The 23770-nt window shown below is 66.1% G+C and carries 24 protein-coding genes; 14 read left to right on the top strand and 10 right to left on the bottom strand.

The window, feature by feature from the left end:
• Positions 1 to 49 precede the first annotated feature (49 nt).
• Positions 50 to 925: a hypothetical protein gene (locus ACWRN3_RS15900; RefSeq protein WP_255173405.1), complete on the bottom strand. Its 876-nt coding sequence runs from the start codon at positions 923 to 925 to the stop codon at positions 50 to 52.
• A 173-nt stretch (positions 926 to 1098) separates the two neighbouring features.
• On the opposite strand from ACWRN3_RS15900, the gene ACWRN3_RS15895 reads away from it, so the two are divergent.
• Together ACWRN3_RS15895 and ACWRN3_RS15890 are read left to right on the top strand one after the other, a co-directional pair.
• Entirely contained in the window at positions 1099 to 2298 is a 1200-nt protein-coding gene (locus ACWRN3_RS15895) for an N-acetylglucosamine-6-phosphate deacetylase (RefSeq protein WP_476741256.1), read from the top strand.
• A gap of 73 nt (positions 2299 to 2371) precedes the next feature.
• Positions 2372 to 3853, top strand: coding sequence for an HNH endonuclease signature motif containing protein (locus tag ACWRN3_RS15890; RefSeq protein WP_476741255.1), 1482 nt, complete (start codon positions 2372 to 2374; stop codon positions 3851 to 3853).
• A gap of 96 nt (positions 3854 to 3949) precedes the next feature.
• Here the strand turns inward: ACWRN3_RS15890 and ACWRN3_RS15885 are convergent, their stop codons facing one another.
• From ACWRN3_RS15885 to ACWRN3_RS15870, 4 genes are all read right to left on the bottom strand, one after another.
• A complete protein-coding gene (locus ACWRN3_RS15885; RefSeq protein WP_476741254.1) occupies positions 3950 to 4780 on the bottom strand; it encodes an MBL fold metallo-hydrolase in 831 nt (276 codons plus the stop codon).
• 7 nt (positions 4781 to 4787) lie between these two features.
• On the bottom strand, positions 4788 to 5423 hold the full coding sequence (locus tag ACWRN3_RS15880; protein WP_476741253.1) for a GyrI-like domain-containing protein: 636 nt from the start codon (positions 5421 to 5423) through the stop codon (positions 4788 to 4790).
• A 95-nt stretch (positions 5424 to 5518) separates the two neighbouring features.
• Positions 5519 to 6397, bottom strand: a complete 879-nt coding sequence (locus ACWRN3_RS15875) for a Rieske (2Fe-2S) protein (protein WP_476741252.1) — start codon at positions 6395 to 6397, stop codon at positions 5519 to 5521.
• Positions 6398 to 6480: 83 nt separating this feature from the next.
• The gene (locus tag ACWRN3_RS15870; protein ID WP_476741251.1) at positions 6481 to 6780 is read right to left on the bottom strand and encodes a putative quinol monooxygenase; all 300 of its coding nucleotides are present in this window, start codon (positions 6778 to 6780) and stop codon (positions 6481 to 6483) included.
• A 383-nt stretch (positions 6781 to 7163) separates the two neighbouring features.
• Between ACWRN3_RS15870 and ACWRN3_RS15865 the strand changes: the two genes are divergently transcribed.
• A complete protein-coding gene (locus ACWRN3_RS15865; protein ID WP_476741250.1) occupies positions 7164 to 7607 on the top strand; it encodes a hypothetical protein in 444 nt (147 codons plus the stop codon).
• Between the two features lie 67 nt (positions 7608 to 7674).
• Here ACWRN3_RS15865 and ACWRN3_RS15860 read toward each other — a convergent pair whose 3' ends face one another.
• Positions 7675 to 8697 carry an Lrp/AsnC family transcriptional regulator gene (locus tag ACWRN3_RS15860; protein WP_476741249.1) on the bottom strand — a complete coding sequence of 341 codons (1023 nt, stop codon included), beginning with the start codon at positions 8695 to 8697 and terminating at the stop codon, positions 7675 to 7677.
• A 136-nt stretch (positions 8698 to 8833) separates the two neighbouring features.
• Here ACWRN3_RS15860 and ACWRN3_RS15855 point away from each other — a divergent pair, with 136 nt between their 5' ends.
• Together ACWRN3_RS15855 and ACWRN3_RS15850 are read left to right on the top strand one after the other, a co-directional pair.
• Positions 8834 to 10054, top strand: coding sequence for a M20 metallopeptidase family protein (locus ACWRN3_RS15855; RefSeq protein ID WP_476741248.1), 1221 nt, complete (start codon positions 8834 to 8836; stop codon positions 10052 to 10054).
• A 106-nt stretch (positions 10055 to 10160) separates the two neighbouring features.
• Positions 10161 to 11414: an MFS transporter gene (locus tag ACWRN3_RS15850; protein WP_476741247.1), complete on the top strand. Its 1254-nt coding sequence runs from the start codon at positions 10161 to 10163 to the stop codon at positions 11412 to 11414.
• A 65-nt stretch (positions 11415 to 11479) separates the two neighbouring features.
• On the opposite strand, the gene ACWRN3_RS15845 is transcribed toward ACWRN3_RS15850, so the two are convergent.
• Positions 11480 to 12223 (bottom strand): MBL fold metallo-hydrolase, encoded by a 744-nt coding sequence (locus tag ACWRN3_RS15845; protein ID WP_255173416.1) that lies wholly within the window; start codon positions 12221 to 12223, stop codon positions 11480 to 11482.
• A gap of 111 nt (positions 12224 to 12334) precedes the next feature.
• Positions 12335 to 13195, bottom strand: coding sequence for a hypothetical protein (locus tag ACWRN3_RS15840; protein ID WP_476741246.1), 861 nt, complete (start codon positions 13193 to 13195; stop codon positions 12335 to 12337).
• 193 nt (positions 13196 to 13388) lie between these two features.
• Here ACWRN3_RS15840 and ACWRN3_RS15835 point away from each other — a divergent pair, with 193 nt between their 5' ends.
• The 7 genes from ACWRN3_RS15835 to bcp all read left to right on the top strand — a co-directional run bounded on the left by ACWRN3_RS15835 (position 13389) and on the right by bcp (position 20790).
• Positions 13389 to 14189, top strand: coding sequence for a hydroxypyruvate isomerase family protein (locus ACWRN3_RS15835; RefSeq protein WP_476741245.1), 801 nt, complete (start codon positions 13389 to 13391; stop codon positions 14187 to 14189).
• A 41-nt stretch (positions 14190 to 14230) separates the two neighbouring features.
• A complete protein-coding gene (locus tag ACWRN3_RS15830) occupies positions 14231 to 15109 on the top strand; it encodes a 2-hydroxy-3-oxopropionate reductase (RefSeq protein WP_324643248.1) in 879 nt (292 codons plus the stop codon).
• 119 nt (positions 15110 to 15228) lie between these two features.
• A complete protein-coding gene (gcl, locus tag ACWRN3_RS15825; protein ID WP_476741244.1) occupies positions 15229 to 17019 on the top strand; it encodes a glyoxylate carboligase in 1791 nt (596 codons plus the stop codon).
• Between the two features lie 2 nt (positions 17020 to 17021).
• Entirely contained in the window at positions 17022 to 18215 is a 1194-nt protein-coding gene (locus ACWRN3_RS15820) for a glycerate kinase (RefSeq protein WP_324643250.1), read from the top strand.
• Positions 18208 to 19551: an allantoinase AllB gene (gene allB / locus ACWRN3_RS15815; protein ID WP_255173422.1), complete on the top strand. Its 1344-nt coding sequence runs from the start codon at positions 18208 to 18210 to the stop codon at positions 19549 to 19551. The genes ACWRN3_RS15820 and allB overlap by 8 nt, the downstream gene beginning before the upstream one ends.
• Before the next feature lie 9 nt (positions 19552 to 19560).
• On the top strand, positions 19561 to 20229 hold the full coding sequence (locus ACWRN3_RS15810) for a winged helix-turn-helix domain-containing protein (protein ID WP_476741243.1): 669 nt from the start codon (positions 19561 to 19563) through the stop codon (positions 20227 to 20229).
• An 81-nt stretch (positions 20230 to 20310) separates the two neighbouring features.
• Positions 20311 to 20790, top strand: coding sequence for a thioredoxin-dependent thiol peroxidase (gene bcp / locus ACWRN3_RS15805; protein WP_255173424.1), 480 nt, complete (start codon positions 20311 to 20313; stop codon positions 20788 to 20790).
• A gap of 65 nt (positions 20791 to 20855) precedes the next feature.
• Here bcp and ACWRN3_RS15800 read toward each other — a convergent pair whose 3' ends face one another.
• A complete protein-coding gene (locus ACWRN3_RS15800; RefSeq protein ID WP_476741242.1) occupies positions 20856 to 22244 on the bottom strand; it encodes an MFS transporter in 1389 nt (462 codons plus the stop codon).
• Between the two features lie 95 nt (positions 22245 to 22339).
• Between ACWRN3_RS15800 and ACWRN3_RS15795 the strand changes: the two genes are divergently transcribed.
• Together ACWRN3_RS15795 and ACWRN3_RS15790 are read left to right on the top strand one after the other, a co-directional pair.
• A complete protein-coding gene (locus ACWRN3_RS15795; RefSeq protein ID WP_476741241.1) occupies positions 22340 to 22732 on the top strand; it encodes a hypothetical protein in 393 nt (130 codons plus the stop codon).
• Positions 22733 to 22741: 9 nt separating this feature from the next.
• Entirely contained in the window at positions 22742 to 23314 is a 573-nt protein-coding gene (locus ACWRN3_RS15790; RefSeq protein WP_476741240.1) for a GNAT family N-acetyltransferase, read from the top strand.
• A 173-nt stretch (positions 23315 to 23487) separates the two neighbouring features.
• Here the strand turns inward: ACWRN3_RS15790 and ACWRN3_RS15785 are convergent, their stop codons facing one another.
• Positions 23488 to 23769, bottom strand: a complete 282-nt coding sequence (locus tag ACWRN3_RS15785; RefSeq protein WP_224023239.1) for a hypothetical protein — start codon at positions 23767 to 23769, stop codon at positions 23488 to 23490.
• Position 23770 lies beyond the last annotated feature (1 nt).

Raw genomic sequence — 23770 nt, 5'->3', positions numbered from 1 at the left:
GGGCCAGGACTTTGCAGTCCTGGCCCGCTTCCACGCTGCGGAGTTGCGGCTACCGCGAGGCAGTCGGGGAGGCCGACGACGAGGCGCCGCTGCCCGAGGACATCGTCGCCGAAGAGGTGGACGAGGCAGTCGACGAAGCCGAGCCACTCGGCGAGGACGTGCCCATTGAACCCGACGAACCGGTGGAGGACGGGCTGGAAGTTGCGCCCCCGCCGTCGGCCTTCTTCAACACGTCATTGATGAGGCCCTCAAGTTCCTTCTGGTCCTTGTCACCCAGGTCGGTGCCGCTCTTCGTGGCCACCACCAGCAGGCGCCCCTGCGCGGCGGAAACCTGCATCAGCTTCTGCTGGTTGTCACCGCTGCGGGTGCTGACGGTGGCGAAGGTCTTGTCCGCGTCGGTGTCCGCCTTCAGTTCCTTGCTGGACACGTCGTATTTCTGCCCCAGCGCGGAGACCGAGAACTTGGCGCACTGGTCCATCTTGCCGCTGATGTCGTTCAGTGTCTTTACGGCATCCGGGCCGTCGCTGCCGGACTGGGCCGACAGGCTGCGCGGCTGGTTACCGTCGGATAGCGCCACGGCAACGTCACCGTTTTCCACCTTGTCCAGCAGGCCCGCCGTGGCAATGTCCTTGCAGTCCTTGGGATCGACGGTTGCCGTGCTCATGAGCAGGTTGGCGATGTTTCCGCCCTGGTCAACCTGCTCCTTGGAGTACAGCTTGAGCTCGTTGCCGTCGGCGTCCTTCATCCCCGAGATGAGGTCGCGCAGCTGATCCTCCGAGTACACCTTGGCGTCAGCAGTCTGGCTGGCGGACGCCGACGCCGTCGCCGAACCCGACGGGCTGGCAGTACCACTGCCCCCTCCCGAACAGCCGGCCAACGCCAGCATCGCCGCAGCCATGACTCCAAGCGCAGAAACTTTTCGCATCAGGTTCACCCTCCGAAATAGACAGCATGCTTAGCACTTTCACTGTAAAGGTTCCCACTGGCACGGTGAAATAACGGCACGGGGAAGTTTGCCTGATAGCGCCGCGTGCAGGATTTGTGCCGAATGCCCGCGGGCCCGTTGTGGAATAATCCGTGGCGGGAGGCGAGTGGACCGTGAACAGTGAGCTCATCCTCCGCGGGCACATTGTTTCAGCGAGCCTGGATGTGCCGGACGGTGTTGTAGCGGTCGACGGCGGCGTGGTCACCTTCGCTGGGGCGGCGTCGGAATTTTCCGGGGTTCTTCCGGATCGGGCCGCGGCCCCGGGGTTTCTCCTGCCCGGCCTGGTCGACCTGCACTGTCATGGCGCACACGGCTCTGACTTCTCGGAAGGCAACCTTGACGGTGCCCGTCACGCCGCCCGCTACCTTCACAGCCGCGGCACCACTACTCTTCTGGCCAGCATCGTCACGCGGCAGCCCGGGCACCTTGTCCGCAACCTTGCCGTTCTTCGGGGGCTGGCTGGTGAGGGGCTTATTGCCGGTTCGCATCTCGAGGGTCCATTCCTCTCAACGGAGCAGTGCGGTGCCCATGACACTGCGCTGCTGTTGGATCCCGATCCGGGTCTGGTGTCCGGATTCCTTGGTGCTGCCGGGGAATCAATGGTCTCCATGACCCTGGCGGCCGAGCTTTCCGGAGCGTTCGAACTTGTGGATCTCCTCGCGGCGCGCGGCATCATCCCGTCCTTGGGACACACGGCTGCGGATCATCCGACGGCGGCGGCTTTCCTTAAGGGCGCAGCGGGCGGTTTGGCCGCTGCCGGGCATTCCACGGGACGGCGGCGGCCGACGGTCACCCACCTGTTCAACGCCATGCCTCCACTGCACCATCGCTCCCCCGGACCAGTCGCGGCCGCCCTCAGCGCGGCACGGGCGGGAGAAGCGGTGGTGGAGCTGATAGCCGACGGAGTGCACCTGGCGCCTGAAACGGTGAAGCTGGTCTTCGATCTCGTAGGTGCGGCCAATATCGCCCTCGTTACCGACTCGATGGCTGCAACCGGCCTGGATGACGGCCGGTACCGGCTGGGCTCCCTTTCCGTCACGGTGGACCAAGGCGTGGCGCGGGTGGACGGCACTGGTGCCATTGCGGGTGGTACCAGCACGCTGCTGGAGGTCGTCCGGACTACTGTGGCAGCAGGTGTTTCCCTGCGCGACGCCGTAACCTCGGCGTCAGCTGTTCCCGCGTCCGTGCTGGGGCTTTCGTCGCTGGCCGGGGACCTGCATCCCGGCATGCTGGCGGACGTCGTGGTGCTTGACCAGGATTTGGAGCAGGCCCGCGTGCTGCGCAAAGGCGCGTGGGTAACCCCCTCGGGCTAACCGCTAACGCCTGCTGTGCCGGCCTGGCTTCGGGTGCCCTTTGAATGTCGGACCCCCGTTGGATGATGTTCTTATGGGAATCGACGGTGGTGTTGGGGTGGCGTTGGAGGGTGTCCGTGCCTCTGTTGCTGCCCTGGACGCTCTGGAGAAAGAGGACGCTTCCCTGGCTTCCGGGGCTCATGTTGGTGCCGGTGTGGATGCGTTGCAGCGGCGGTATGGGATCCGGCTGGAACGCCTGGAGCTTACGGCGCGGCTGGAGGCGCAGCTCGCTGCGGTGAAGGCATGGGACGCCGCTGAGGCAGTGGAGTTCCAGCAGGCGATGACACCGCCGGACGCATCCGCGCAGGACCGTACCTACGTCGGGATGTCCGTTATCGAGGAGATCGCCGCAGTCCTGACCATCAGCTCCGCGGCGGCAGGGGCGTTGGTGGAGCAGTCACGGCGGATCTGTTCCCTGCCGTTGGCTTTCGAAGCCCTGGCCTCGGGCGTGATGTCGTGGCAGCACGCCCGCATCATTGCCGACGAAAGCGAAGGCCTCACCGCCGAGGGCGCGGCGTCCCTGGTGGCGCACTTCTTCGACCCTGATGCACCGAACCCCGCCCGGGGTGCGGCTCCAGGTGACCTCGTTCCGTCCCGGTTCCGGGCCAAGGTCCGTAGCTGGAGGGAACGCCACCACCCCGACTCCATCGAGAAGCGGCACGCCAAGGGGGTGGCTGACCGGCGGATGGAATACACCCCGGACAAGGACGGCATGGCCTGGGTCTCGCTCTACCTCCCCGGGGACACCGCCTGCGCCATCTGGAACCGGACCACCGCCACCGCCCGTGGCCTGCAGGGACCGGACGAAGAGCGCACCCTCACCCAACTCCGCCCCGACATCGCCGCATCCCTGCTCCTCGGCGCTGGAACTGCCATTGAACTCAGCGAAGTCCCCACCCCGCGGGCCGACGTCCTGGTCACCGTGCCCGTGCTCGCCCTCCTCGGCCAAACCGACGAGGCCGCCGTACTGGATGGTTTCGGGCCGATCCCGGCATCCATGGCACGGAAACTGGTCGCGGACGGGGCGGACTCTTTCTACCGGGTCCTCGTCGACCCCCGCAACGGGGCAGCACTGGAAATCGGCCGCACACGTTACCGGCTCACCGAAACCATCAAACGCTGGATCAGGATGCGCGATGCCAAGTGCACCTTCCCGGGCTGCACCAACCGCACCCCCGACAACGACACCGACCACCTCACCGCCTGGGAACACGGCGGCACCACCAACGTCAGCAACCTGGCCCAGCTCTGCCCCAAACACCACCGGCTCAAGCACCACAGCCAATGGACACCCGACCCCGCAACCGAAAACAATCCGCCCGGCTGGACCTCACCAACAGGCAGGCACTACAAACCCGAACACCAGGACGCAGAACCAACCCACTGGCCACCGGAAAGCGGCCGGGATGGCCACAGTCGCCTATGCCAATGGAGCGAAGCCTCCTGGAGGAAGCCCTGCTGGAGAGCCTGGCCGTGTAGGAACTCTGCAGGAACTACAGTGCGCCTTGCCGTGTAGGAACTGCAAGACGGGGCTGCAGGGCAGGAACAGGGTTAGAAACCGTAGAGCGCCTGATGCTTCCCCGCGGCCCATCCCGGACAGCCCACGGGCCGGCTACGCAGCCTCGGGGGATCCCGCAGCGCGGCCGCGAAGCTTCATCCGTTGCGTGCGCTCCTTCATTGTGAGAGCCCGCAGCCGCGGAACGGCTCCAAGAGCAAGTGGCTGCCCATGGCCCGGTGCCAGCAACCGGGGGCCCAGTCCTGCGAGGCGTGTGATGGAGTCCATGGACTGTTCCCAGTTCCACGTGGTGTACCTGGGTGGCCCGGACAGCTCCGGTACGCCTGACAGGATGCCGCGGATGGAATTCAAACCCCCCGTCACCACCGCATCCCCGGTAATCAGAACCCCATCGCCCGCGCGCCAATAGGCAACATGTCCGGGGGTGTGGCCGGGTGTGGGAATCGCCGCCCACCCGGGCAGCCCTGGTATTCCTCCATCGCGGGGCAGGCTTTGGGCCACGTCGGTAATATCACCGGACGCCTCGATCCTGCGGCGGGCGCGGGCGGGCAAGGACCACAGGAGCGGGGCGATGATCCAGCGGTCCAGCGGCATTGAAAACTCGGGGATGTATTTTCCGGCGGCCATGGGCAGCTCTGCTTGGTGGACGTACACCGGCACCTCCCACCTCCGGGCCAGGGCACCGGCAGCGCCGGAGTGGTCCGGATGGATGTGCGTCAACAGGATGGCATCAGGCGTTTTGCCATTCCCCAACTCTTGCTCCACAGCGCGCCGGACCGGCTCCGCGCTGCCGGCCCAGCCAGAGTCCACCATCGCCCAGGTGGTACCCGAGCGCACCAGGTAGAGGTTTGCGGCCATCGGACCTGCACCGGAGGTCATCAACAGCACGCCGGAAGCAATCTCCCGCGGTTCGGTGATGCGCGTCATCGGTCCTTCACACCACCGGGTGGCGAATCAGCGTGCGCAGCTTGTCAGGTGCGCTCCGGCGGGGGTCGCCAAGGTAGATTTCGTGGTGCCTGCCGCGGACCTTCAGCCCGGCCTCCACCACCGCCGCGTCGAGGAGGGCGATTGTGGCACCTTCGTCAGCGTAAGGACCGACATGGAGCGTTTGGGCGCAGCGGCCCTCTTTCCAGCGCTCGAACTGGAGCAGGTCAAGTGCCGGAAGTTCCTTGGCCCGGGACTCCTCCCTGGCCCGCTCCAGCAGGGCTTTGTCGATTGGTTCGGGCTGAACCATCATGGCCTGCCATCGCCATGATTCCCGGTCGACTCCCGAGAGGCCGCCGAAGCCTGCTGTTACGGCCTCGTCGGGGTCAGCGTGCCCAGCCTCGTCGAACCACCACAGTGCTTCCAGGGGCATTACTTTCGTAATCAAACCAGCCTGCTTCTTGAGCCCGAAGTGCGCGGCGTAGCTGACCGTAAAGAGCACCTGAACTGCCTCCGCGAATGCAGGCCCGTCTGGGTCCCCCTTGCCCCGGACCATAGCGAAGAGCAGTGGAGGAACGTCGACGAAATCGACGAATCCCTTCCGCCCTTTGTAGAGGACCGCGATGTCCTCGCGAAGATCGCTCACCGCGCCTGGACTCACCTCGACTGGATTCCCCTTGACCTCGCCATGCACCCAGTTTTTCGCCGCCCCTGCCAACCCAAAAGGGCCGAACGGCCCTTCTAGCCATCAGCCCCCGGCAGGCGCACCTCCACGAGTTCACCGGTCACCCGCGTTTCGAAAAGTGGCTGCCGCGAAGTTGCCGGGCCGGCTTTCACTTCACCGGTGCGCAGTGAGAACGTGCTCCGGTGCCAGGGGCAGACGACGCACGGGTCGCCGTCGTTGTCCTTGATCTTGCCTTCGTGAAGCGGACCGGAGAGGTGGCTGCAGACGTCGGAGAGTACGTTAACCGTCCCGCCCTCACGGTGCACCAGCAAGGGGATGCCGGCCACTTCGCGCTTGTGCAGCCCGCCCTCGGGCAGCTCCGCCAACGGTGCCAGCGAATGCCAGCCGGACGGGAAGCGGTGCGGGATTTCCTCGCTGTGGTTCACGCCCGCAGCCTGGCGGTACGAAAGGTGGCCGCCCAGGAAGCCGCCGGCGCTGACGGTGGCCAGCCCGAGATACGCAAGCACCTTGCCGCTTCCCTGGCTGCCAGTTGCCCGCTGCACCAGTGACGCGATGTAGAGGCCCGTGGCGGTGACGTTGGCCGCTGCGTGCACCAGGCCCACCCTCTGCTGCTGTGGATGCAGCTGGGACCAATCGGTGAACCCGGCCAGCGCAGACGGAATCACGCTGGCAGTACCCACACCAATAAGCAGGCGGGCAGCTTTTTCTCCGCCCGGGACCGCATCGAGTACTCCTGCGGAGAGCCAGGCACCGATGGGCACCTGGACAGCAAGGGGGTGCACCGGGTGGCCGATGGGAACGCCGTGGAGGACATCACGGGCCCAGCGCGGTTTGATGACCTTCAGGACGGCTTTCCGGACGCTCTTGGCCAGTGGGTCAAGCCACTCGGCATCCTCGAAACGAGTGACAAGCTCAAGTGCGGGCAACGGTTTCATGTGTCCTCCCTTACCCCGATTACCGCAATCCACTCACTGCCAATTACCTGTCCTGGGAGGAGGTATTTCGCTTTGGCCGCAGCTCAGCGGAGGGGCGACCCCAGCACCGTGAACCGGTGGCCTCCCATTTCACCGGACAGCAGCGGCATCGCCTCGGCAATCGCGGCCCGCGTGCTGTCCAACTGCAGTGATGCCTGGTGCGCCTCGGCAGATTCCCACAGTTCCGAGACGAACACCGTGTCCGGCATGTCGGCATTGATTCCCACCTCATACAGCAGGCACCCGGATTCCTTCATCCCGGGTTTCGGCCGGAGCAGGATGGCCACCAGGGCCTCGCGCTGGCCGGGCTTGGTTCCCAACATTCCCACATTCGCAAAGGTCATAGGGACAGTCTGCAGCCTGCGGCGGACGCCGGAAAGGGGCTCAAACGGCCGGCACCGGCACAAGCGGCGCCCAACTCCAATGGGAGGGCGGAACTCTTGAAGGAAACCCGTCAAGCAGGGTGCGGTTGCCCCTAGCGCAGTCAAACAAAGCGGAGGATATTTTAAAAATCGGGTTCAGCAAACATAAGGATCCGGAGTCGAAGCCACCCGCACTGCGGGGCGCGCTGTTTGAAAACGGGACGGGCAGGCTCCTGCCACCAATTATTGAAATGTGCTCAATTCCGGCGGCTTAAGGCTGCCCGCAAAGGTGAATCGCATCCTTTGAGGAGCAACAAGATATGTCCAACACTCGAATTAAGAGGCCAACCCGGGCAAGGTTGGCCATGGTTCCGGTCCTCTCACTGGGTCTGTTCGGAGGCTTCCTCGCGCTGGCCGCACCCGCCAACGCGGAAACAAGCCGCAACGGCTGTACCGTCGACCCGAAGGATCCCAAGGATCTCCGAGGCAACAAGGCCGATTTCAGGATCAAAGTGGACTGCAACGGCGAAAAGACCGTCGAGATCCGCCAGCTGCGCTACGAAGACGACCCCGGTCCGCGCAGCAGCGACGACTTCCTCGGCCGCTCAGTATTCACCGAGCAGTTTGATCGCCACGACGGTGCAAGGACCATTTCCAGCATTGACCGTGTGCCCAACCTCGACCGCAGGGGCGAAGAAGAGGTCTACCAGCTGGTCTCATTCCGCGTGCAGAACCACGGCGGACACTGGTCCGACTGGACCCCATGGGAGAAGAGCGCCGTAGTGGAAGTTCACCGCGACGGGAAGTAGAACTCTTCCCCTCAGCGAGGAGCCAGGGGCAGTGCCCCTGGCTCCTTCCCGTTATAGCTCGTCGGTTTCAGTCTGCAGCGCCCAGGCTTCCGGCATGGACGATTGCGCCACTCGCCGTCGTATCTTCCTTCAGCATCCAGCCCACCCGCTTGACCGTCCGCAGCATCACCGCACTCTCCACAATGTCGATGCCGGGCACCTTCTGCTGCAGCGCCAATTCAGCCGACATGACGTCCGCCAGCGTGTGCAGCCACATGATGATCACGAAGTTGGTGGGTCCGGTGGTGGAGGCGCTCAGCCGCACGTTGCTGATGGTGCGGATCTCCGCCGCGGCTGCCTCGTGCTGGCCGGCCGGTACATTCACGAACCACTGGCAGGTCACCGGGAACGATGAGTAGCGCTGCGCGATTTCGCAGCGGAACGACAGGATGCCGCTGGCCAGAACACGGTTCAGCTGGCGCTGCACGGTGGCGGGATGGCGGCCAAGGGCACGGGCAATCTGGGCAGCTGTGGCACGGCCATCCCGGGCCAGGAACGGCAGCAGGTCAAGGTGGCTTTGCGGAAGCTGCCCGGCCACCTGCGCCGGCTCCGGGCTTGCCTGCGGTGCGAGGGTCCGCAGGGTGGCCAGCTGGGAACGGCTCAGGACATTCAACCGCCAATCGTCGCCGCTGCTGTGCAGCCGGGTGCACAGGGCCACCTGGTACTTGGTCAGGCCGTCGATGGTTTTCAGGTGCGAAACCACCCGGTCACTGAATTCCTCCAGCGAGCGGGTGATCACAGTCAGCATCAGGTCGCGGTTGCTGGCCGCCTCCTCCACCGTAACGATCTCCGGTACAGCGGCCAGCTGCGCCGTGACGCTGTCCCTCCGGTTCATTTCGCAGTCAACGGCCACATACGCCAGGAGCATCTGCTTAGGGTCACCCGCCAGGTGCGCCGTCACCCACGCGGCGCCCTGCGAGGCCAGCCTGTCCCAGCGGGCCGCGAGGGTAGTTGCATGGACGTCCAGCACCTTGGCGGCGTCAGCCCAGCCAAGCCTCGGCGCAGCCTGCAGCACCTGGATCAGGGCAAGGTCATCCTCGCTGAGCTCCACCCACGCCCCCTTTGCCTTGCATGAATCCTGACATCATCAGGCACTTCCAGAATAATTCGAGTGCTTTTCAGGAATGTGAACCACGCCACTTCAGAATAGTTCCCAAGCCCCGATGCCCATTGCCAAGGAGTAACACGTGACCATAACCGCCGACGCCAAGGACCTGCAGGATGACCTGGTCCGCCTGCGCCATGACCTGCACCGGCAGCCGGAAATCGGGCTCCACCTTCCGCGCACCCAGGAGAAGGTTTTGGAGGCGCTGGACGGACTCCCCTTCGAGATCACCCTGGGCAAAGAGACGACGTCCGTCACCGCCGTCCTGCGTGGTGCCAATCCTGATCCCGCCGTGCAGCGTCCCGCGGTCCTCCTCCGCGCAGACATGGACGGGCTGCCCGTCCAGGAAAAGACCGGAGTCGACTTCACGTCACAGGCCGACGGCGCCATGCACGCCTGCGGCCACGACCTGCACACCTCCATGCTCGCCGGAGCCGCCACCCTCCTGGCCGAGAAGCGGCACCAATTCCAGGGCGACGTCGTCCTCATGTTCCAGCCCGGCGAGGAAGGCTGTGACGGTGCCAGCTACATGCTACGGGAAGGCGTGCTGGACGCTGCCGGCCCCCGCGTCCAGGCCGCCTACGGCATGCATGTGTTTTCCTCACTGGAGCCGCACGGCACCTTTTGCACCAAGCCCGGCGTCATGCTCAGCGCGTCGGACGGCCTGGAAGTCACGGTGCTCGGCGCCGGCGGCCATGGTTCGGCACCGCACTCCGCGAAGGATCCGGTCACAGTGGCAGCAGAAATGGTGACAGCCCTGCAGGTCATGGTCACCCGCCAGTTCAACATGTTCGATCCCGTAGTCCTGTCCGTGGGTGTGCTGCATGCCGGGACCAAACGGAACATCATTCCGGAGTCGGCCCGCATCGAGGCAACCATCCGGACGTTTTCCGAAGCGTCGCGCCTGAAGATGATGGACGCCGTGCCCCGCCTGCTCAAGGGGATCGCCGCCGCACACGGGGTGGAGGTCGCCGTCGACTACCTGCAGGAATACCCGCTCACCATCACCAACGAAGACGAAACACACACCGCCGAAAAAGTGATCACCGAGCTTTTCGGCGAGCGCCGCCTCTCGCGCTGGGCCACCCCGCTCAGCGGCTCGGAGGACTTCTCCCGCGTGCTGGCCGAGGTACCCGGCACGTTTGTGGGCCTCAGCGCCGTGTCCCCCGGGGGCGACCCCGATGCATCGCCGTTCAACCACTCCCCGTATGCCACGTTCGATGACGCCGTGCTGGCGGACGGGGCCGCACTCTACGCGGAACTCGCCATCTCGCGGTTGGCCACGCTGTCGCGGACCGCCTAAGTTCCCCATCCCGTCACCGGCAGCAGCGCCGCTGCCCTTTCCCGCAGACCAACCGACCAGGAAGAAGACCATGTCCGTTGCAGTAACCAAGCCCCAGACTGGACGCATGTCCACCGCAAAGACCATCATCGGCACCGGCATCGGCAACGCCGTTGAGTGGTACGACTGGGCCATCTACGCCACCTTCACCCCGTTCATTGCCAGCCAGCTGTTCAGCAAGGCGGACCCGGCGTCCGCGGTGTTGTCCACCCTGGCGATCTTTGCGGTCGGCTTCGTGGCCCGGCCTTTCGGCGGCTTCCTCTTCGGCTGGATCGGCGACCGGGTGGGCCGGAAGACCTCGATGACCTTCGCCGTCGGCCTCGCCTCGCTGGGCAGCCTGCTGATCGGCATCGCCCCCACGTTCGCCAGCGTCGGGGCTTTCGCCTCGCTCATGCTGCTGGTGGCCCGCCTGGTGCAGGGCCTGGCACACGGCGGCGAGCTGCCGTCGTCGCAGACGTACCTGTCCGAGATGGCACCCAAGGAACACCGCGGCTTCTGGGCCACCCTCATCTACACCTCAGGGACTGTGGGCATCCTCTTCGGAACACTGCTGGGCGCCGTCCTGAACATGGCGTTGAGCACCGAGGCGATGAATGCCTGGGGGTGGCGCATCCCCTTCCTGATCGGTGCCGCCATGGGCCTGTACGCGTTGATCATGCGGTCGCGCCTGCACGAGACCGAGGCATTCCAGGACGAGGCCGTCACCACCAAGCGCGCTCCCATCTGGCCGCAGATTGTCCGCTACCGCAAGCAGGCCATGCAGGTCATCGGACTGACCGTGGGCCTCACGGTGATCTACTACATCTGGGGCGTCGTGGCGCCAAGCTACGCCACCACCGCGCTGAAGATCGACCGTGGCGAGGCACTGTGGGCCGGCGTGGTTGCCAACATCGTCTTCATCGCCGCACTGCCGGTATGGGGAAAGCTGTCCGACCGTATCGGCCGCAAAAAGGTCCTGTGGGCCGGCGCCATCGGCTCCGCAGTGCTGCACTTCCCCATGACCTGGCTGCTGAAAGACTCCGCCTGGCAGCTGGCCGTGAGCATGTCCGTGATGCTGGTCTTCGTGGCCGCGAGCGCCGCCATTGTTCCGGCCGTGTACGCCGAGCTGTTCCCCACCTCCATCCGCACCGTGGGCGTGGGCGTCCCCTACTCCATCTGCGTGGCTGTGTTCGGCGGCACCGCACCGTACCTGCAGCAGTGGCTGGGTTCCTCCCTCGGGGCGCCGCAGGTGTTCAACATCTACGCAGTGCTGCTCCTGGTGGTCAGCGCAGCCTTCGTGTTCACGATTCCCGAAACCAAGGGCAAGGACCTGACCCACTAGCCCTCCGGCAACACAAGGAAGGTCCCTGGCACACCGAGCCGTGCCGGGGACCTTCCTGTGGTGCGTTAATGGGCGCCGGTCTTCAGTGCCTCACGCACGGCCGCTTCGGCGCCCGCTTTCCAGGGCTCACCGTGACCGGGCAGGAGCGTGGTGGCTCCAGTGGCGGCGACGGCGGCCAGCGATGCCAGCGCCTGCCCGGTGTCCTTGGTGGCCGCGGACGCGACGATCTGCGGCCCAGCCTTCCCGGTGTAGGGGTCCAGAGTCACCAGGGCATCTCCGGTCAGGAGGACACCGCGGTCCGGCAGGTGCAGGATGCAGTGCCCGTCGGTGTGGCCCGGAGTATGTACGACGTCGGGACGGCCCGTTAGCGCGTCCGCCACTCCAGTGCCCAGCGGCTGAGTGTCGGAGACACCTTTGACGGCCAGGGCACCCGCCGCCGCCATGCTGCCGAGGCGCGGCAGGGACCTGGGGTGGGTGAAGGGATAGAGGAAGCGGTTGCGCTGCGGCTTGTAGCGGTAGGGGTGGGCCGCGAGACGGGCGTCCCCCGCATGGACCAGCACGGGAATTCCCCACTGCCGGTGGGCACGGAGCGCGAAGCCGACGTGGTCAAAGTGGCCGTGGGTGAGGACCAGCGCTTTGACATCCTGGGGCCGCCGGTTCCGCTCCTCCAGGAGCTGCGTCAGCATCGGCCACATGCTCGGCAGGCCCGCGTCCACGAGGGTCACGCCGTGGTCGTCCTCAACCACGTAGCAGTTGACGTTGGCGTGGGTTATCAGGTGGACGCCGTCTGCGACGTTGGGGACGATCATGCCGGAACTCCGTTCGCGTGGGCAAAGAACTTTCGTTGCTGCACGAAAGGTGCTGCACCAAAGGAAAGTACCCAGCAATCCCGGACCTAAAGCTTCGACCGGCGATGCCCCTTAGGCAGCACGCGGCAACACCAGGAGGTAGCCGGCGGCCAGGCCGCTGCTCCAGCGCCGCGGCTCCCGCACCACGAACTGCGTGGCCAACTGCTCCGGCGTGAGCAGGGCATTGGGTGCCGGCGACGGGCCCCACTGGCCACTGCCGTAGGGGTAGAGCGGATCGAGGACGCGGATTCCGGTCACTGAAAAATCGGGGAACTGGCGTGGATCGCCCACCGATTCGAATCCGCTCATCACCCAGGCGTGGCGGCCGCTCCACATCACCAGGCCCACCGGCCTGCCCGTCTCCGTGATGGCACGCGCCGCCGTCCGAACCGCTTCCTCATAGCCTGGGATGCTCACCACGGCGTAGGGTCCCATTCCCGCCTCCGTCAGCACCTGCGCCCACCCGAAGGGGTTGGCACCATTGAACGAGTCGGAGGAACGCGCCCTCGCCATCTCCCACAGTTCATTCTGCTGCGCGCGGTCAGCCCAGGTACCGCCGCCGGTGTCGTCAATCAGGTTGTGCGCCATCTGGATACTCGCGGCCACGCACCAGTCGAAGGTGTACTGCGGAACGAAGTCCCCCTCCCGGTACAGGTTGAGGGCAAAGGGCTCGGGCACCGGGGCGGGAGCGGGAGTACTGGCGGGAGCGGCCGCCGGGATCGGCGCCTGCGGAGGAGCGAGGGCGACGTCGGCCGCATCCGGCGCGGAGCTTGCCGAACCGGCCGCCGCGGTGGCCACCGTGGCGGCCACCCCTGGCGAGGTGGTCGCGGATCGAGGCACGCCCTGCCCAGAGCCCATCCCGGACGTGCAGCCGGCAAGGAAGGCCATCACGGCAATGAGCCAGGCCAGAAGCCGGAGGCGGGCAGCGGTCATGATCGCTCCAGTCCATTTCACGTTGAGCGGGCGTACCTGCTACCAGTCTCCCGCCCGCGCCTCCCCTTGACTACCCCACCCCACCTTCCCTACACTTTTCATAAAGCAGAATCTAAATTCCACAAAGCGGAAACGGTGAAGATGCCGGCAGCAAGGGAAGATAGATCAAAGCCCCTCCTCGGAAGGACCTACGATGACGTACACAGTGAACTGCTCCATCCTCCTCACGGAGCTTCCCCTGCTCGAGCGCCCCGCCGCCGCCAAGGCAGCAGGCTTCGACGCCGTTGAGTTCTGGTGGCCCTTCGAAACCTCGGTCCCGGCGGACAGCGAGATCACCAGGTTCGAGAACGCCATCACGGACGCCGGGGTGCAGCTCACGGGGCTGAACTTCAACGCCAGCAACATGCCCGGGGGCGACCGCGGCCTGGTGTCCTGGAAGGGACGCTGCTCCGAGTTCAAGGACAACATCGACGTTGTTGCCGGCATCGGCGGGCGCCTGGGCTGCAAGGCCTTCAACGCCCTCTACGGCAACCGGCAGGACGAATTCACCCCCGAAGAGCAGGACGAGCTGGCCGTCAAGAACCTGGCGGCAGCAGCTGAAGGCGTTGCCCGCATCGGCGGCACCGTCCTCCTCGAACCGGTCAGCGGTGCACCCAAATACCCGCTCCTCACCGCCGACGACGCACTCAACGTCATCGCGCGCGTCAAGGAGGAAGCCGGCGTCGGGAACATCAAGCTCCTCGCCGACTTCTACCACCTGGCGGTCAACGGCGACGACGTCCAGGCAGTCATCGAGAACCATGCCAAGGACTTCGGCCACATCCAGATCGCCGACAACCCCGGCCGCGGCGCCCCCGGCACCGGCACCCTTCCGCTCGGCGAATGGATCGCCCGCAGCCGCGAACTCGGTTACGAGGGCTACATCGGCCTCGAATACAAGGAACCGAAGGAAACGGCCTTCAGCTGGGCCATCCGCGAGCACGCCAGCAACTGATCCCCACCGCTTTACACAGACTTTCCAGAAAGAGAACCATCATGAGCAACGTTGCAGTCATCGGACTCGGAATCATGGGCCTGCCCATGGCCATCAACCTGGTCAAGGCCGGCCACGCCGTCACCGGCTTCAACCGCAGCCAGGACAAGATCGACAAGCTGGTCTCCGAAGGCGGCAAGGGCGCCTCGAGCATCGCTGACGCTGTTAAAGAGGCCGACGTCGTCATCACCATGGTGCCGGACTCCCCCGATGTCGAGGGTGTTGTCAGCGGCAAGGACGGCGTCTTCGCCAACGCCAGGCAGGGCGCCCTGTGGATCGACGCCTCCAGCATCCGCCCCGACGTCGCCAAGCGCCTGTCCGACGAAGCCCGCGAAGCCGGCATCCGCCCCCTCGACGCCCCGGTCTCCGGCGGCGAACAGGGCGCCATCGACGCCGTCCTGTCCATCATGGTGGGTGGCGACAAGGCAGACTTCGACGACGCGCAGGACGTCCTGAACGCCGTCGGCAAGACCATCGTTCACGTGGGGCCCTCCGGCTCCGGCCAAACCGTCAAAGCGGCCAACCAGCTGATCGTTGCCGTCAACATTGAAGTCCTCGGCGAAGCCATTGCGTTCCTTGAGGCCTACGGCGTGGACACCGACGCCGCCCTCAAGGTCCTCGGCGGCGGCCTGGCCGGCTCCAAGGTCCTGGACCAGAAGGGCCAGAAGATGCTGGACCGCAACTTCGACCCCGGCTTCCGCCTGGCCCTGCACCACAAGGACCTGGGCATCGTCACCGCCGCCGCCCGCGAAGCCAACGTCGCCATCCCGCTCGGTGCCGTGGCCGCCCAGCTCGTCGCCGCCACCGTCAACCAGGGTGACGGGGCACTGGACCACTCCGGACTCTTCAAGCAGGTCCTGCAACTCAGCGGCAGGAAGTGAGCACCCGCGCCAAAGGCGCCGAGGAAACACCAGCAGGGAACCCGCCGTCGTACACGAAAACGACGGCGGTTCCTCCACCACACCCAAAAACAGACTTTCAAGCTTTCAAGGAGCACCCCATGAGCAAGATGCGTACCGTTGATGCAGCGGTGGCCATCCTGGAAAAGGAAGGCGCCATCGAGGCGTTCGGCCTGCCAGGCGCCGCCATCAACCCCTTCTATTCCGCAATGCGCGCCCACGGCGGCATCCGGCACACGCTGGCACGCCACGTTGAGGGCGCCAGCCACATGGCCGACGGTTTCTCACGCGCCAAGGACGGCAACATCGGCATCTGCATCGGCACCTCCGGCCCTGCCGGCACCGACATGATCACCGGCCTCTACGCAGCCTGGGCAGACTCCATCCCCATGCTCTGCATCACCGGCCAGGCCCCGGTGGCCAAGCTGCACAAGGAAGACTTCCAGGCCGTGGACATCGAGTCCATCGCCAAGCCCGTCACCAAGATGGCTATGACCATCCTGGAGCCCGGCCAGGTTCCCGGTGCCTTCCAGAAGGCCTTCCAGCTGATGCGCTCCGGCCGCCCCGGTCCGGTGCTGCTGGACCTGCCCATCGACGTGCAGATGGCGGAAATCGAATTCGACATCGACACCTACGAGCCCCTCCCCGTTGAGAAGCCCAAGGCCTCCCGCAAGCAGCTGGAAAAAGCCCTGGACATGCTGCTCGCCGCCAAGCACCCGCTGATCGTGGCCGGCGGCGGCATCATCAACGCCGGCGCCTCCGCGGAACTGGTGGAACTGGCCGAGACCCTGAACGTTCCGGTCATCCCCACTCTGATGGGCTGGGGCACCATCCCGGACGACCACCAGCTCATGGCCGGCATGGTGGGCCTGCAGACCTCCCACCGTTACGGCAACGAGAACTACCTGCAGAGCGACTTCGTGATCGGCATCGGCAACCGCTGGGCCAACCGCCACACCGGCGGCCTGGAAACCTACACCGCCGGCCGGAAATTCGTGCACATCGACATCGAGCCCACGCAGATCGGCCGCGTGTTCTCGCCGGACCTGGGCATCGCGTCCGACGCCGGCGCGGCGCTGGCAGGGCTCGTTGAGCTCGCCAAGGAGCGCAAGGCGGCCGGGTCCCTGCCGGACTACAGCGCCTGGGTTGCCGAATGCCAGGACCGCAAAGCCTCCCTGCACCGCAAGACGCACTTCGAGAACATCCCCATCAAGCCGCAGCGCGTGTACGAGGAGATGAACAAGTCCTTCGGCCGCGACACCACCTACGTGTCCACCATCGGCCTGTCCCAGATTGCCGGCGCCCAGATGCTGCACGTCTTCGGCCCGCGCAAGTGGATCAACGCCGGCCAGGCCGGCCCCCTGGGCTGGACTGCCCCGGCAGCCCTCGGCGTCGCCCGTTCCAACCCGGACCAGACCGTGGTGGCCCTCTCCGGCGACTACGACTTCCAATTCATGATCGAGGAACTGGCCGTGGGCGCACAGTTCAACCTGCCGTACATCCACGTGGTGGTGAACAACTCCTACCTGGGCCTGATCCGCCAGTCCCAGCGCGGCTTCAACATGGAACAGAACGTGTCCCTGGCGTTCGAGAACATCAACAGCGCGCACCTGTCCGAGGACACCCGCGGCTACGGCGTGGACCACCTGAAGGTGGCCGAGGGCCTGGGCTGCAAGGCCGTCCGTGTGGAGGACCCCAGCGACCTCGCCGCCGCGTTCGACAAGGCCAAGGCACTGATGGGTGAGTTCCAGGTTCCCGTGGTGGTGGAAGTGATCCTGGAGAAGGTCACCAACATCTCCATGGGCGTGGAAATCAACGCCGTGAACGAGTTCGAGGAACTGGCGGAATCCGCCGCCGACGCTCCCACCGCCATCCTGGCACTGCAGGCCTAGCCATGCGCATCGTGATCGCCCCGGACAAGTTCAAGGGATCGCTGTCAGCTCCGGAGGTGTGCAGCCATCTGGAAAAGGGCCTGCAGCGCGGGGCCGGCGGCAACCTTGACGTGGTCCGGATTCCGGTGGCCGACGGCGGCGAGGGCACCCTCGATGCCGCCGTCGGCTCCGGTTTCACCCGCCGCACGGCAACGGTCGCCGGGCCAACCGGACAGCCGGTGGAGGCGGACTTCGCGGTCCGCGGGCACGAGGCCGTCATCGAAATGGCGACGGCGTCCGGGCTGGCCCTGGTGCCAAGCGTCCGGAATGGCGGCCGCCCGGACTCAACGTCTGCCGCCACGGCCAGCAGCCTGGGCACGGGCCAGCTCATCCGGGCTGCGCTGGACGCCGGTTGCCGGCGGATCATGCTGGGCGTGGGCGGCAGTGCCAATACCGACGGCGGCGCAGGGCTCCTGCAGGGGCTCGGCGCCAGGTTCCTGGACAACAGGAACAACGAACTTCCCCCGGGCGGGGCTGCGCTGGCCAACCTGCACAGCATCGACTTCACCGATTTCGAGCCCCGCCTGGTGGACACCCGCTTTGTGCTGGCATCCGACGTGGACAACCCGCTGCTCGGCGCCCAGGGCGCCGCGGCGGTGTTTGGTCCGCAAAAGGGCGCCGCACCACAAGACGTCGGCATGCTCGACGCCGCCCTGGCCAGGTTTGTCGAAGTCCTGGCCAGGGAAATCGGATTCCGCGCCGTCAAGGCTGCCGAGGCTCCCGGAGCCGGAGCAGCCGGCGGCGTGGGCTACGCCGCCATCGCGGTCCTGGCCGCAACACGGCGGCCAGGCATCGACGTCGTCCTGGAATTCACCGGGCTGGCGGACCGCCTGGCGGGCGCCGACCTGGTGATCACCGGCGAAGGCAGCCTGGACGAACAAAGCCTGCTGGGCAAGACACCCATGGGCGTTGCCCGCGCCGCGGCGGCGCAGGGGGTTCCGGTCATCGCCGTCTGCGGCCGGACCACCCTGGACCAGGACCAGGCAGCGGCTGCCGGGTTCGAGGATGTCTACGCTTTGACGGCGCTCGAAACCGATGTAAACAGGTGCATAGCAGAGGCAGGACCGCTGCTGGAGCAGCTGGGCACCCAGATCAGTGCGGGGTTGGCGGCCGACAGGACCGCCGCCGCAAGTACCAAGGAGGACCTCCGTGTCTGAAGAACGTTTTGACCTCGTCATCCGGGGCCGGCGCATCCTGACCACCGCAGGCATCGCCCCGCGTGAGGTGGGCGTGCGCAACGGGAAGATCGTGGCCATTGAGCCGCTGGGCAACGGCCTGGCCGGCACTGAGGTCATCGAACTGGCCGACGACGAAACCCTGCTGCCCGGCCTGGTGGACACCCACGTCCACGTCAACGAGCCTGGCCGCACCGAATGGGAAGGCTTCGCCTCCGCCACCCGCGCAGCTGCAGCCGGCGGCGTGACCACCATCATCGACATGCCGCTGAACTCAGTCCCCCCGACCACCACGGTGGAGAACCTCAAGCTCAAGCGCGAGGTGGCCGAGGACCAGGCGTTCATCGACGTCGGGTTCTGGGGCGGCGCCATCCCGGGCAACAAGGCGGACCTCCGTCCCCTGCATGACGAAGGCGTCTTCGGCTTCAAGTGCTTCCTCCTGCACTCCGGCGTGGACGAGTTCCCGCACCTGGACGCGGACGAGATGGAAGAGGACATGGCCGAGCTGAAGTCCTTCGACTCGCTCATGATCGTCCATGCCGAGGACTCGCACGCCATCGACCGTGCACCCCACCCCGGCGGCGACCACTACGAGACCTTCCTGGCTTCCCGCCCCCGCGGTGCCGAGAATAAGGCCATCGCCGAGGTCATCGAGCGCGCCCGCTGGACCGGCGCCCGTGCGCACATCCTGCACCTGTCGTCGTCGGACGCCCTGCCCATGATCGCCAGCGCCAAGCGCGACGGCGTCAAGCTCACCGTGGAGACGTGCCCGCACTACCTGACGCTGATGGCGGAGGAAATCCCGGACGGTGCCACTGCCTACAAGTGCTGCCCGCCCATTCGGGAAGCCTCCAACCGCGAACTGCTGTGGCAGGGCCTGCAGGACGGCACCATCGACTGCATCGTCTCGGACCACTCCCCGTCCACCCTGGACCTCAAGGACCTGGAGAACGGCGACTTCGCCGTGGCCTGGGGCGGCGTCTCATCCCTGCAGCTGGGACTGTCCCTGATCTGGAGCGAGGCCCGGCACCGCGGCATCCCGCTGGAACAGGTGGTGTCCTGGATGGCGGAGAAGCCTGCCAGCCTGGCCCGGCTAACCAACAAGGGGCAACTGGCTTTGGGCTACGACGCCGACTTCGCCGTGTTCGCCCCGGACGAGGCGTTCGTGGTGGACGTGTCCAAGCTCAAGCACAAGAACCCCATCACGCCATACGACGGCAAGGCCCTGTCCGGCGTGGTCCGCAAGACCTTCCTCCGCGGCGCCGTAGTGGACGGCCAGACCCCCACGGGCAAGCTGATCCGCCGCGGCGGCGTATAAGGGCCCGCCATGGCAGTGGAAGCCCACCATCCGCGGACGGCGGTCCCGCATCCGGTTCCGCACCGGGTTCCGCCCAGGCGCGCCACCGCCCAAGGGCTGGCCGTCTGGGTGGTCCCGGCCGAAGGGACCAGCCCGGATATCCTGCGCCACGCCGCCCAAATGGTCCTTGCCAGGGCCCTCGAAACTGCTCCGGAGGCGGAAGTCCATTGGCCTGCCGCCGGAGCCCCCACGTCCGGGGTCTCCGCCAATGCGGAAGGAGCCGCAGCCGACTCCTCTCGCGTTCCTTCCACGGCGGAGAACCCCGGCGCAACCGCGGCCGACGGCGGCACCCGCCTGCCGCCGTCGGCCGGCCCCGTCAGCAGGGTCGCCGTGGACCTCGCCGCCGACTCCGTCCTGCTGGACGGCAGGCCGGTGGCGCTGACCGGCGTCGAATACAAGGTGCTGCGCTACCTGGTGACGCACCTGTCCCGCACGGTAGGCCGCGAAGAACTGCAGGAGTTCCTGGAATCGCTGGATTTTCCCGGTGCCACCGCACGTTCCATCGATGTCTACGTGGGCAGGATCCGCAAGAAACTGGGCAACGCCCGCCATGCCGTGGCCACTGTCCGCGGCGGCGGCTACCAGTTTGTGCCGGGCCCGCACGCAGCCGTTCGGGGTCCGGCGGAATACTGCATATGACGCGCTGGTTTGTATCAGTAAGCGGTGACCCGCTTCACTTGATGTTTGGCCATCACTGACCGAGTCTTACAAAGGAACGCCATGAGCCCCACCCTGACCACCAAGCTTCAGCCCGGCACCCCGGCTCCTGATTTCACCCTCCGGGACGCCCAGGGCCGCGAGACCTCTCTGGCCGAATACCGTGGCAAGAACGTCATTGTCTACTTCTACCCGAAGGCCGCAACCCCCGGCTGCACCACCGAGGCCTGCGACTTCCGCGACAGCCTGGCCTCCCTGCAGGGCAAGGGCTATGAGGTAGTGGGCATCTCCCCCGACGCCCAGGAAGCCCTGTCCGGCTTCAGCGGCGACTTCTCCCTCACCTTCCCGCTGCTCTCCGACCCCGACCACGCGGTTGCCCTGGCCTATGGCGCCTGGGGCGAAAAGCTGGTCCACGGCGAAATCCACGAGGGCATCGTCCGCTCCACGGTTGTGGTGGACCCTGAAGGAAACGTCACCCTGGCCCAGTACCAGGTACAGGCCGACGGCCACGTCGCCCGCCTCAAGGAAGCCCTGGGACTCTAAGAACCCATCACTTCCTGGAGCATTTCCGCGGACGCCCCGGCACCTGGTGCCGGGGCGTCCGGTGTTTAATGCGCAGTTTCTGCCGCCACCTGCGCATACGACGCCGACACCCGGCGGTAGACCGGGGTCAGGAAGGCCAGCAGTGCCGCCACGATCATGATGATCCCGGCCACCAGGAACACCAAGGCGATGCCGCGCGAGGTGCCCTCACCCAACAGCGGTGCCAGGATCGCGGCGCCGTCCGCGGACCGCGCATACGGGATGATCCAGAACTGGGCGATGGGCGCGACGAGGAACGCCGTGACGGGGGCCGCGGCGGACTCAAAGGCCATGGCGAACCCGAAGACACGCCCCTGCCGATCCAGCGGCACCACCCGTTGGATCACAGTTTGTTCTGCCGCCTCCACGAACGGGACCAGCACCAGGTACAGCCAGATCCCCAGGATGTAGAGCCACGCCCACTCCCGCAGCGTAAAGACCGCGCCGAGTACGCCCATGGCCGCCACTGCGATCAGGAGGGTGCGCAAGGGGTTGGCGCCGAGCCCGAACTTACCGATCACGGCACCGCCAAGGATGAATCCCGTGGAACCAACCGCAAAGACCGCGCCCCACATCTCCACCGAAAACATTTCCAGCCCGTACGGGTCCATCAGCGCCATGTAGACGCCGCCGATGAAGTTGTTGAACGTTGAAAACAGGATCAGCGCGAACAGGCCCGATATCGCCAGCACTGCTGTAAACGAGCCCCGAAGGTCGAATCCACCGTGGGCGTCCGATGCCGCCGCACGCAGCTCCTCGGGCATCCGGAGGGTGAGGAGGTGTGCCGCAGCCAGCGCCGTGAGCACCAGCGCGACGGCGATGGTCCAGCCCATGCCCAGCAACCCGATGGACAGCCCGGACAGCAGGGAGGTGACGATGAACATCAGGCCCTGCACCATCCCCACCAGCCCGTTGGCATTCGCCCGCCGTTCCGGTTCGATGAGGATGGTCACTGTGGTGGATAGGGCGATGTTCCGCAGGTTCTCCACCACGGCGCCGACCAGGATGATCAGGGTGAAAATCCAGAACCATGGCTGCCCCAGGTCCAGCAGGGACGGGGCAGGCGTGAGCAGGAACATCACCCCTGACAGCACGAACATCACCAGGGTGAATCCGGCGGCGAAGCGCATCACTGCGAGCTTGCGGCAACGGTCCACGAACGTGCCGAAGCTGATGCTGGACAGGGCGATCAACAGCATGTAGGCGCCGCCCACCACCCCGGTGGCGATGACGTTGCGCGTCTCCAGGTACAGCCAGAACGTCAGGGCGAACCACAGGTAGCTGGTGGTGATGTTGGCCAATGCCGTGTTGACCAGGATTCCGGCGAAGGTGCGGGAGCGCTCAGCCGGCGTTCGCAGGGAGGCGGCAAGGGTATCCGGATCCGCGGCAGCACTGCCCGGTTCCTGCTGGGTCATGCGTCCCAGTGTAGTGAGGGGCAACAGGAGCCAACAGGGTGGAAACTGGGCTGATGGGGAGACACTCAGCTCCGCGGGATGAGGAAGGGATGGTCATGGACAGCGAAACGGACAAGGAAATACCTGCAGCCGGGACGGACCCCCGCCTGGCGCTGCTGCTGGCCTCGATCTTTGAGGCAGGCGATGACGCAACAGTGGAGCTCACCGTGGTGGTTGATGGAGCCGTGATCTCCGGATCGGTTGTGTCGGAGCGCGCGTGGACGCAGCGGCAAAATGACCAGGTCCGGATCGGGAGCTGGGCCATCGCCGGAGTTCTCGACGCCTATGGGTCCCCAGCGGGCGAGGCCGGCACGGAAGCCCAGCCACGGTACCTCCACTTCCTGGCGCCGGTGATGCTCTCAGGGGGAACCAGGGTTCCGCTGCAGGCCACCCGGGTTGACCTGCGCAGGGTCGCCGCCTGGAGCATTGGCCGGATTCCCGGCGACTAGGATCGCACCATGGCCATTGAGGTGCGCCCGGCAACCAGCTTCGAGGACGTCAAAATACTCGTAGGGCCCAAACGGCCCGACGCCACCGTCTGCTGGTGCCTGAGCTACCGGATTCCCTCGAAGCAGAACGTGTCATTGCGGGGCGAAGAGCGCGCGGAGCTGGTCAGGCAGCTGGTGGCGCAGGATCCGCCGCCAGGCGTGGTGGCGTACGACGGCGGCGAACCGGTCGGGTGGGCAGCGGTGCACCCGCGTGCGGACACCAGTTTCGCCCGGAACCGCAGAATCCCGCACGTGGATGACCGGGACGCCTGGTCTGTCTGGTGCTTGCGCGTCCGTCCCGGCCACCGGGGCAGGGGAATCTCGCACCATCTGCTGGCCGGCGCCGTCGCCCTGGCCCGCGCTTACGGGGCTCCCGTGGTGGAGGGCTATCCCGTGGACAACGGCGGCCACAAGGTGGACCTCACCATGGCTTATGTGGGAACCCGCAGGCTGTTCGAGGATGCAGGCTTCACCAAGGCGGCAGACACAACCTCGGTGCTCAACGGCTTTCCCCGGGTGCTGATGAGGCTGGAGCTGGCATGACAGCTCTACTTCCGGCGCCAGTACTTGCCCCAGTCGACTTCCATGGCCCACAACGCAAGCAGCAGCGCGTCCATGGTCATGAGTCCCGCCATCAGGTACGACCAGCCCAGCAACAAACTCACAGCAATCTCCTGACTATCCCCCAGCCAATCGATTGCTGCTAAGTGTGGCACCTACAGGGCCGCTACGGAATGCCCTCCGCCCGCAGTCTTTAAAAGGGCCTCAAGCCTGTGGTGGGCCTCGGTCTCCAGCTTGAGCCGGTGGGTGAGCCTTTCCACCTGGCGGGACATGTCCTCCCCCACCTGCAGCCGGTCCCCCGGCCAGCTGGATACTTCCCGTGATTCGGCGAGCGCATGCTCAAGTTCCCGGGCAGCGGCCCGCACTTTCCGGGAGTGGAAGAGGACGCGCAGCAGCGCCCTGGCTTTGTCCATCCCGCTCTTTTTGACGTATTCCATT

The sequence above is a fragment of the Pseudarthrobacter sp. rb genome (assembly GCF_056389225.1).
Note: the sequence above shows the minus strand (reverse complement) of the source record. Positions and strands in the feature narration are given on the sequence as shown.